General features: G+C 60.0%; 8 protein-coding genes, 1 tRNA gene and 1 pseudogene. 4 read left to right on the top strand and 6 right to left on the bottom strand.

What is annotated here, in order from left to right:
• A pseudogene (locus tag AAC035_RS03315) lies at positions 1-593 on the top strand (M18 family aminopeptidase); the annotation flags it as partial.
• A gap of 49 nt (positions 594-642) precedes the next feature.
• Here the strand turns inward: AAC035_RS03315 and AAC035_RS03310 are convergent.
• Positions 643-718: transfer RNA gene (locus tag AAC035_RS03310), tRNA-Asn, on the bottom strand.
• A gap of 105 nt (positions 719-823) precedes the next feature.
• Between AAC035_RS03310 and AAC035_RS03305 the strand changes: the two genes are divergently transcribed.
• On the top strand, positions 824-1,831 hold the full coding sequence (locus AAC035_RS03305) for an alpha/beta fold hydrolase (RefSeq protein WP_339799908.1): 1,008 nt from the start codon (positions 824-826) through the stop codon (positions 1,829-1,831).
• Here AAC035_RS03305 and AAC035_RS03300 read toward each other — a convergent pair.
• On the bottom strand, positions 1,809-2,420 hold the full coding sequence (locus AAC035_RS03300) for an arylesterase (RefSeq protein WP_339799916.1): 612 nt from the start codon (positions 2,418-2,420) through the stop codon (positions 1,809-1,811). The genes AAC035_RS03305 and AAC035_RS03300 overlap by 23 nt on opposite strands.
• 173 nt (positions 2,421-2,593) lie before the next feature.
• Between AAC035_RS03300 and AAC035_RS03295 the strand changes: the two genes are divergently transcribed.
• Positions 2,594-3,265, top strand: a complete 672-nt coding sequence (locus AAC035_RS03295) for an ATP-binding cassette domain-containing protein (RefSeq protein ID WP_339799914.1) — start codon at positions 2,594-2,596, stop codon at positions 3,263-3,265.
• Positions 3,265-5,760 carry an FtsX-like permease family protein gene (locus AAC035_RS03290; RefSeq protein WP_339799906.1) on the top strand — a complete coding sequence of 832 codons (2,496 nt, stop codon included), beginning with the start codon at positions 3,265-3,267 and terminating at the stop codon, positions 5,758-5,760. Before AAC035_RS03295 ends, AAC035_RS03290 begins: the two co-directional genes overlap by 1 nt.
• A gap of 63 nt (positions 5,761-5,823) precedes the next feature.
• Here AAC035_RS03290 and AAC035_RS03285 read toward each other — a convergent pair whose 3' ends face one another.
• The 4 genes from AAC035_RS03285 to AAC035_RS03270 form a co-directional block, all read right to left on the bottom strand.
• A complete protein-coding gene (locus tag AAC035_RS03285; protein WP_339799905.1) occupies positions 5,824-6,636 on the bottom strand; it encodes a transporter substrate-binding domain-containing protein in 813 nt (270 codons plus the stop codon).
• Between the two features lie 209 nt (positions 6,637-6,845).
• On the bottom strand, positions 6,846-8,030 hold the full coding sequence (locus AAC035_RS03280) for an iron-containing alcohol dehydrogenase (protein WP_339799903.1): 1,185 nt from the start codon (positions 8,028-8,030) through the stop codon (positions 6,846-6,848).
• Positions 8,027-8,578 carry a hypothetical protein gene (locus AAC035_RS03275; RefSeq protein ID WP_339799901.1) on the bottom strand — a complete coding sequence of 184 codons (552 nt, stop codon included), beginning with the start codon at positions 8,576-8,578 and terminating at the stop codon, positions 8,027-8,029. Before AAC035_RS03275 ends, AAC035_RS03280 begins: the two co-directional genes overlap by 4 nt.
• 106 nt (positions 8,579-8,684) lie before the next feature.
• Positions 8,685-9,929: a M48 family metalloprotease gene (locus tag AAC035_RS03270; protein WP_339799912.1), complete on the bottom strand. Its 1,245-nt coding sequence runs from the start codon at positions 9,927-9,929 to the stop codon at positions 8,685-8,687.
• Positions 9,930-10,238: the final 309 nt, after the last annotated feature.

The following is a 10,238-nucleotide window of genomic DNA, read 5'->3' as shown; positions in this document are numbered from 1 at the left end:
CCGCCCGGCTGGATAACCTGCTCAGTTGCTATATCGGGTTGCAGGCACTGATGGATGCGTCAGCGGACGAGCCTGCACTGCTGGTGTGCAACGATCATGAGGAAGTGGGCAGCATGTCCGCTGAGGGTGCCCAGGGACCCTTCCTGTCGTCCGTGCTCGACCGCTGGTGCGGCGCGGACAACCGCAGCCGGGTGATGGCCCGTTCGATGATGATCTCCGCCGACAATGCCCACGGTGTGCATCCGAACTTTATTGATAAGCACGATGAGAACCACGGCCCGCTGCTGAACAAGGGACCGGTCATCAAGGTCAACCACAACCAGCGCTACGCCACTAACAGCCGCTCAGCGGCGCTGTATCGTCATATCAGTGATGAGTTGGGTTTGCCTTATCAGACGTTTGTGGTGCGCAGTGATATGGGCTGCGGCAGCACCATCGGTCCGGTCACTGCAGGCAATCTGGGTGTAACCACGCTGGATATCGGGGTGCCCCAGCTGGGAATGCACTCGATCCGGGAAATGTGCGGAACCCGTGATGGCTATACCCTGTATCAGGTGCTGAAAGCGTTTATGGGCTGGCGGTCGGTCGGTTAAGCCCATAAAAAAGCCGCTGGCCTGGAACAGACAGCGGCTTTCAGCAATATGGCTCCCCGACCTGGGCTCGAACCAGGGACAAACGGATTAACAGTCCGTTGCTCTACCAACTGAGCTATCGGGGAATATCGTCGAACGGTCGTTGAAACAGCGACGAGATGGCGCGCATATTAAGGGCTTTACATCATGGGGTCAAGCCCCTGAAATCACAGGGAACCGCATTTCTTATTATGGCTGTTACTTCTTTACAACCTGGCCCCGCAGGCCGCCCGGATTTCGATCGCATCATTCCCTACAAACCACCCCTCTGGCTTCGCAATGGCCATGTCCAGTCGGTGTGGCCCTCGCTGTTTCGCAAGGTCCCGCTGCAGCAGCCGGAGCGGGTTCGGCTGGCGACGGACGATGGTGATGAACTGCTGCTGGACTGGTACCGGCAGGGCAGTGGCCGCCTGGCGGTGATCAGTCACGGCCTCGAGGGTCACAGTCGTCGGCCCTATGTGCTTGGCCTGGCGCGGGCCTTGTTGCAGGAAGGCTGGGATGTACTGGCCTGGAATTTCAGATCCTGTGGCGGCGAGATGAACCGGTTACCCCGCTTCTATCACAGTGGTGCCACCGAGGACCTTGCAGCGGTGGTCCGCCACGGACTCTCCGGGGGTTATCCGGCGCTGGCGTTGGCGGGCTTTTCCATGGGCGGCAATCTTTCGCTGCTATATCTGGGTCAGCAGGGCGAACGGCTGGATGCCCGTATTGCCGGCGCAGTGACCTTTTCCGTGCCCTGCGATCTCGCGGGAAGTGCCGATGTACTGGCGGCACCCGCCCAGAAAATCTATATGAACCGCTTTCTGCGGGATCTGGAAGTCAAGATGGCGGCCAAGGCTCGCCTGTATCCTGAGCTGATTGACGTGGAGGGCTACGGTAAACTGCGTACGTTTCATGAGTTCGACAATCGCTACACCGCACCGCTGCACGGCTTTCGCGATGCCCGGGACTACTGGCAGCAGTGCTCGGCCCTGTTTCGTCTGAAGGACATCCGCGTACCGGCGTTGATGGTGAACGCCGCAGATGACCCTTTTCTGTCGTCCGCCTGTTTCCCGGAATCCCGATCAGTGACCGGGCCGAATGTCACGCTTGAGGTACCCGGCTGGGGTGGCCACGTCGGGTTTGTGGAGCGCAACCGGGATGGTCGCTACTGGTCAGAGCGTCGGGCCGTGGACTTTATGAACCGGTTACTGAGCTGATTTCGTCCAGCAGGGGAACCAGAGTGGGCCAGACATTGTCCAGAAGCTTTGGCTGGGCGGGATCGGTGGGGTGAATACCGTCCTCCTGCATCATTCCGGGCTGGTCGTAGATGCCCTCCAGGAAGAAGCGAACCAGCGCGGTGTCATGAAGTTCGGCCAGTTTCGGGTAGAGCGACGCGAACAACTCGGTGTAGCGGCGACCGTAGTTGGGTGGAATCTCCATGCCGATCAGCATGACCCGGGCGCCGGCATCCCTGGAATCCGTGATCATCTGACTCAGGTTCTGCTCGATAACATCGGGCTGAAAGCCGCGCAGGCCGTCGTTTCCGCCCAGCTCGATAATGACCAGGTCGGGTTGATGGCGCGCAAGCAGATCCGGCAGGCGGCGGGCACCACCGTCGGTGGTTTCGCCGCTGATACTGGCATTGATGACTCGCCAGGCTTCGTCGCGGTCAGTGTCCAGCCGTGCCTGCAGCAGGTTGACCCAGGCGGTGTCTGATTCAACGCCATAGGCGGCGCTGAGGCTGTCGCCCATCAGCAGCAGGGTGTGGTCGGCTGGCTGGCCATTGCCATGCACCGGTGCCACCATGACCACCAGTAACAGCAGAACCCGGATGGGCGTGGCCGCTGATCCTAAAACTGAAAATACCGTATTCATAAGTACTTGTTACCAGGCATTAAACCGTTGGAGAAATCGTGACTGAACTCGCCAGTACACCTGAGACCCGCACTGCTGCGGCCGAAGACCAGAGCGCTGTAACCATTTTGCAGGTAAAGAATGTCACTCAAAATGTGGACCTGGGAAGCAATACGCTGACCATCCTGCAGGGGGTCAGTCTTGAAATCAAGCGGGGCCAGTCGGTGGCCATTGTGGGGCGCTCCGGTTCCGGCAAAACCACCTTGCTGGGTCTGCTGGCGGGGCTGGATACGCCCTCCGAAGGTGACATCATACTTGAAGGCAAGACCATAAGCGGAATGAGTGAAGACGACCGTGCGGCGCTGCGGGCCCGTCGGGTGGGCTTTGTGTTTCAGTCCTTCCAGTTGCTGCCGTCACTGACCGCACTTGAAAATGTCATGTTGCCGCTGGAACTGGGTGGCGTTGCCAATCCTGAGGCGCGGGCGAAGGAGCTGCTGCAGCGGGTCGGGCTGGGCGAGCGGCTGACCCATACCCCGCGCCAGCTTTCTGGTGGCGAGCAGCAACGGGTAGCCATTGCCCGTGCGTTTGCGGCGGATCCGGTGATTCTGTTTGCGGACGAGCCCACCGGTAACCTGGACAATCAGACCGGCCAGGAGATTACCGAGTTGCTGATGACCCTTAACCGGGAGCAGGGCACTACCCTGGTGATGGTGACCCATGACGAACAACTGGCTGCCCGCTGCGAGCGCCGGCTGACCATAGAAGCCGGTCATCTGGGTGCGGAGGCAGGCCACTGATGGCTGCCACCGGAAACCTGACCTCGGTTACCCGGGACTGGCGTGAACGGGACGTCAAGGTGGTCCTTGGCGCACTGATTATCGCCGTGGCCACGGTTGCCATCATTGCGCTCTTTGCCAGTCAGCTGCAGCGCACGCTGATTACCTCCGCCAGTTCGTTCCTGGCGGCAGATCGCCAGCTGGAAGCGGAGCATGGCCAGCCCCTGCCGGAAGCCTGGTATCAGGAGGCAGAACGCCGTGGCATTGAAACCGCCCGGTTGACCACCTTTTCCACCATGGTGTTTGGTGGCGACCGGTTCCAGCTGGTGGCGGTCAAAGCGGTCAACGATGACTACCCGCTGCGGGGTCAGGTGGAATTCCAGGCCCGGGAAGGTTCGGACGCCTCCGAACGGGAACTGATCAGCCACGGCCCGCGGCCCGGCGAGGTATGGCTGAATCCACGCCTGTTGCGGTTGCTGGAAGTGGGTGTGGGCGACAGCGTCGAGATCGGCAATCTGGAGCTGACCGTATCCGGCCTGCTGATCCGGGAGCCGGACGGCGGCTTTAATCTCGGCGGACTGGCGCCCAGGGTCATGATGCATTTTGATGACGTGCCGGCCACTGGCGTCGTTCAGGATGGCAGCCGCGTCGAATACAACGGCCTGTTTGCCGGTGACGACCGTGCCCTGGATGCCTACTATGAATGGCTCGAGCCCCAGCTGGAGCCTTCTCATGAATGGGAAAGCGTGCGGGATGGCGAAGCCCTGTCCGAATCCCTGGATCGTGCCGAGCGCTTCCTGCTGCTCGGTGGCAGCATTGCCGTGTTACTGGCGGCGGTCGCCGTGGCTGTGGCAAGCCGCCAGTATGCGGTGGGTCAGCGGGACACGGTAGCGCTGCTGAAAACCCTCGGCGTATCCAGCCGCCGTATCGGCACCATGTACCTGGTCCGGCTGACCGTCTGGGGCATCGTGGGGACCCTTGGCGGCCTGTTGGTGGCCTTGCCGGTCTACGGTTTCCTCAACTCGATCATGGCGGATCTGCTGGATCAGCCGGTTGGGTTCCGGATCGATGTCCCGTCCCTTGCACCGGCACTGCTGACCGCGGTAGTGGCCCTGTTTGCGTTCGCCTATCCTCCCATTCGCCGGTTGCGAAACGTGCCCGCCATGCGGGTGTTGCGCAGCATGCCCGGCGAATCAGGTCAGCAGGCCTGGGGTGACCTGGTGATTGCGGTGTTCGCCATATTCTTCCTGGTCTGGCTGTATGCCCGGGAAGTGTCCATGGTGCTGGCCCTGCTCGGTGGACTGGTGGCGCTGCTGGGCATCCTGGCGTTACTGGGCTGGGCCATGATGTCCTTGTTGCGGCGGGTGTCCGGGGGCGGCAACGCCTGGCGCCTGGCGCTGGTGGGCCTCTACCGGCACCGTCGCGCCAGCCTGTCGCAGATTGCCGTCTTTGCCATGACGCTGATGCTGGCCACCACCCTGGTGCTGGTGCGCTCGTCACTGCTGGATGACTGGCAGGCCCAGCTACCGGAGAACGCGCCCAATCACTTCCTGATCAATATTTCCCCGGCTGAAGTGGAGCAGGTAGACGCTTTCTGGCGGGACCGGGGTCGCAATCTGGATACCCAGTATCCGATGGTTCGCGGCCGGTTGACCGAGATCAACGGCCAGCCAGTCACCGAAGCGGTCACCAAGGAAGAGCGTGTCGGCGCACTCAACCGGGAACTGAACCTGACCTGGATGGAGTACCTGCCAGAAGACAACACCCTGGTGAGCGGAGACTGGTTTGCCCCGGGGCAGACGGAGGGCGTATCCATTGAAGCGGAGCTGGCGGAGAAACTGGGGGTGACCGTGGGCGATACCCTCGGCTTCACCATCGGCTCGGATACGGTCACGGAACCGGTCACCAGCGTACGAACCGTCCAGTGGGACAGCATGAAGCCGAATTTCTACATGGCGTTCCCGCCCGGCGGTGGCCTCGAAACCATGCCCGCTACCTGGATCACCAGCTTCTATCTGCCAGACGCTGAAAAATCGGCCCTGAACGATTTCTCGAAACGCTTCCCGACAGTGTCACTGCTGGAGGTGGATCATATTATCGAGCGTATCCAGGAAATCGTCCGCCAGGTGACCCAGGCCATTGAGGCGATTCTGGTGCTGATTCTGGCCGCATCTCTGGTGGTGATGGCGGCGGTAGTCAGCGCCACACTGCAGGACCGCCAACGGGAAGGAGCGTTGCTCCGAACCCTGGGCGGACGCCAGTCCCTGCTGGTTCGCAGTACCATGCTGGAGTTCGGGTTGGCGGGCCTGTTCGCCGGTATTCTCGGGGTCATGGCGGCGGAAGCCGCGGTGTGGGCTTTGCAGTACCGTATGTTTGGAGGTGAGTTCCGCTGGCACTGGGCGGTGGTGTTGCCGGTACCGTTGGTGAGCGCACTGATCTTGGCCTTGCTGGGGCGCTGGCAGTTGCGGCCGGTGCTGACGGTCAGTCCGATGCTGCTGCTGCGCCGGCTGGAATAATGGGTATGGCGCAGCGCCGCTGAGACAGACGTCGCTGACCAATGCCGGATCTGCAGGCATCGGTCAGCGGTACTGGTCGAGTATGACGTCCAGTTCGCCGTTAGCACGCAGTCCGGCCAGCTCTTCATTGAATGACTCAGCGAATTCCTGCCAGTCCTTTCTCAGCATTACCCGATAACCATAGCGGCCGATGGTGTTGTCGGTATGGCGAAATTTTCCCCGCCAGTCGTTCTCGCGAATGATCCATCGACCGACGGTCAGATCAGCGATGGCGGCATCGAAGCTGTCACCGTGCAGCAGATAGGTGAACATGTCCCGGTCGTTGGACACTTCAAAGCGTTCCAGATGGCCGGACTCAAACAGGCCTTGCAGCTTCGGATAGTAATAGCCCAGAGGGGTGACGACTTTCATTCGCGGCAGCTTTTCCGGACTGTCAAAATCAAGGCGCTTTTCGGCCGGGGTAAAAAACACTTCCTGTACATCAATGATGGGATCCGTAAAAAGGTACTGATCGGGATTTTCAGTCCACTCTCTGGCTCTGGGGGTGGCATCGATGTGACCTTCCAGTAACAGGTCGTCTACCCGCTTGCGGGGCACTCTCAGGGGTTCGACTGTGTAACCCAGCCGGTCCGCGATGCGACTGATCACGTCATAAGCAATGCCGCCCGGATTACCGTGCTGATCGATGATCAGATAAGGAGGATATCCATCACTGGAGATATTCAGTTTCAGTACCCTGGCCGTCGCATCATTCGCCGATACACTGTCGGACTCCGTTTCTGAGGCAAAGGTCAGAGAACTGGCGACGCTCGCCAGAGTGAGCGCGGAGGCCAGGGGTAACACCCTGAAGAGCTGGCGCGGAACTGCGATCAGCATATAGGAAACCTTTTCAAGCAGGCCAGGGCCGTTGTCAAACGGCCCTGGTGTTTGTTCGGGCCAACAGTTAACCGCGATTCAGCAAGCATTCGCCTGTCGAAAAAGATAGAAATGAAAGTCCGTTTATGAAACCCCGGAATTGTCCCGTCTTTTACTGTGCGAATCAAGAACCGATGCGTAACCCTTGACGGGCCAGGCCGCGGTCGCGCTCAGCCCCAGGCTCGGCGCACAACCGCCAGGGCATCATCGTAGTCGGCCTCCCGGGGATTGAACATGATGGCGCCATCATCCAGCGCCAGCCTTGCAATCGGCTCGAGCTGATCTTCGGTCACCTTGCGGCTCTCCTTCAGGGTGCGCGGCAGTTCGCAGCGGCGCCAGAGTTCATCCCGCATGTGGCGGATAGCCGATATGGTGGCTTCGGCGCGCTGGCTGGCCGGTGTCGCTGCCCAGACCTGGGGACCCTCAAGATGCAGCAAGAGTTCCCCGAGGGGCTCACGAATGTGTTCGATGTTGTATTCCAGCACGTAGGGCAGGTAAAGGCTCATGCACAAGCCGTGGGGCAGGTGGCAGATCGCACCGGTGGCATGACCGAGCGCATGGACCAGGCCAACCATGGAATTGGAAAAGGCAATGCCCGCCATGGTGGAGGCTTCTGCCAGTTCGAGCCGGTGTTCGGTGTCCCCCGGGTTTTCCATTACCGGCATCAGCGACCCGGCGATCTTGCGGATGGCTGCAGTGGCGTAGGCGTCTGACAGCGGATTCTTGGCCATGCAGGTAAAGGCTTCCGTGGCATGGGTGAGGGCGTCCATGGCGGTTGCTGCCGTAATGTGGGGCGGCAGTGTCAGTGTCATGCGCGGATCAATAATGGCGGCATTGGGCAGCAGGAAGGACGAGGTAAACGGCAGTTTCATGCCCCGTGCCTTGTCTGCAATGACGGCAACCGACGTCACCTCAGAGCCGGTACCGGCGGTTGTCGGAATGACAAAAAACGGTCGCAGGGGGCGGGTCAGCACGCCAGCGCCGCTGTAGGCGGCGATGTCATCACCTCCCTCGGAAACCAGAATGTTTACCGCCTTGGCGGTGTCAATGGACGAGCCACCACCAATGGCAATCAGCGCATCGCAGTCCTGTTCACGGTACAGCCGGGCAATGTCGCGGACAACTTCCACGGAAGAGTCAGGGGGCACGTCGTCATAGATCGCCGCCATGCTGATCTGGCTTTCTTCGCAGGCGGAAATGACCGGATCAAGCAGCCCGGCCGCGCGAACGCCCTTGTCGGTAATGATCATTGGCTTGCTGGCACCGAGTCCCGTCAGTTCGTAGGGCAGGTGCTCCAGTGCAGCCTGGCCGGCAATGACTTTTACAGGGCAGAAAAATTCGTAGTAGCGACTCATAACGGGTTCAGCTCCTTGACCAGACTCAGGGCAACCCGGCGGTAGATACGAAGCGCGCCGGTCAGTTTTTCAAACAGGGGCAGGTCGACGGGGTATTCTTTCACCGCACGACTGGCAATGACTTTCGGCAGTATGAAGGATTCCAGACGGTTCAGAATGCGGGTCATTCGCACGGCGTAACTGATATCGCCGTTGACCAGCATGCGGTCGTTGGCGAAGGCGACGGCTGTCTGTTCCTGAAATGAAAGCACCAGGAAGGCATGGGCAATGTGTTTGAAACGGATGGACAGATTGATGGTTTCGGGAGCGACGTCGCCGGCAAGATAGGCCAGTTCACCATCGCCGAGATGCTTCACCCGTAACGACGGGCCAGCTGGCAATACCGTCATTTCAAAGATAAAGCCCAGGGGCAGTTCCCGGGCCTCCTTGCGTACCTTGTCGTCGGTTCGGGATATCGCCTCCAGGGCGTGACCCATCACCTGAAACATGGTGGCAACGTATTGCCGGCGTGCTATCAGAGCCGCAGGCCGCAAAATACTGGGGATCATCAGGCCATCCTTCTCAAGCCGCATTCCGGTGGACGAGCCACCTGGCACGCCGGGTGCGTGCCATGGCTTCATTTTTAGAGTTATTGCTCTAACAAGTCAATGGCCATCAATTCCGTTGCAGTGCGGAGAGCTTGCGACGGGCTTCCTCGCCGATGTCACCTCCGGCCTGAGCGGCCTGATTGTAGTACTGCATGGCTTCGCCGCGCTGATTCTGGCGAACGGCAATATCGCCCAGCCGCAGATAGGCGATAGACGTCGGCACCACCCGGGATGCTTCCAGCAGATCGGTGCGGGCCTTGTCCAGATTGCCAAGATTTAGCTCGTTGAGGCCACGAACTATCCGGTAACTGAACATTTCCGGATACAGGGAGACCGCCTTGTCGTAGTCCGCCCTGGCAACTTCGGGCTTTTTCATGCGCTCATGGATCTGTCCGCGCAGCGCATGGAATGCGGCTTCGTCCGGCTCTTTGGCGATGGCTTCGTTGATTTTCGTCAGAGCCGCGTCAAGTTTGCCATCGTTCAGCAGTTTTGCAGCCTCGTCGCGGGCATCGTAGGCGGGCTGCAACGCCTTGGCTTTGGCAATACGGCGCTGGTACTCCTCACGGCCCCGGTAGCCGCCGGCGCCCAGCTGTGCGACCAGTTTGCGATTTTCGTCAACCCGACGCTGTGACGGTGGGTGAGAGGCAAAAAGCCCATCCAGAAAACTGGACGAGCCGCCCTCCGAGAGCTTTACGAACAACTCCTGCAGCTCCACCGCCGCCATGGGGTCGTATCCGGCCTCTATCATATAACGTATGCCGTGATCGTCCGATTCCAGCTCATGGGCCTGACTGTTGCGAGCCAGGGCAATCTGGCTGCCCAGTGCCGCCCCGCCCATGGCCAGCCCGGCCCATTTGTTGTCGGTCAGGGCTATGCCCAGTCCGGCAATGCCAACGCTCAGGAGCATGCTCTGTTGCATGCGCTGGACACTGTGGCGGGCAGCCGCATGGACAATCTCATGACCGAGGACAGAGGCCATCTGTGCTTCATCCTCCAGTTGCACCAGCAGTCCCCGGTTGATGGCTATTTTTCCGGCAGGCAGGGCCCAGGCATTGGGCACGCTGCTGTTCAGAACCGTAAATTCATAGGGCAGGTCAGGGCGGTCGCTGACCGCCGCCAGTTTCTGGCCGACCTCGTTCACATAACGGGTGAGTTCCGGGTCAATATAGAACTGTCCGCCCTGCATCTGCTGGGTGGGTACATACTGTTCCCGCCCGATCTCATGTTCCTGGCTTTCAGAGATCAGCGACAGCTGGCGTTCACCAGTCACCGGATTGACCGAGCAGCCTGCCAACACGAACAGCGCCAACATCAGCAGCGCCAGATTCTGGCAGAGATTACTCACAGCGCGAGTATGGGTCACGGAAAACTCCTTGTGCATGGGCTGGGGCAGGTCTGCGGTTGCAGTTGTCTGTTACGATGATTATGCATCCGATAATAGCCTAAATGACACCTTCAGGCAGGCCCGGCCGCTATCAAAATCAGGTATCATGGCGCCCGTTTTGCCTGGACTCACGCCGGCGAGAGCTTTCAGGTCCAGAACTGACAGATCGTTTGAACCAATGTTTGAACAGAAGTTTGATCCAGAACCCGGTGACAGAACGAAATCCTATGACTGTTG

Source organism: uncultured Marinobacter sp., assembly GCF_963974375.1.
Classification (GTDB): domain Bacteria; phylum Pseudomonadota; class Gammaproteobacteria; order Pseudomonadales; family Oleiphilaceae; genus Marinobacter.
This window is presented reverse-complemented; position numbering and strand designations above follow the sequence as displayed.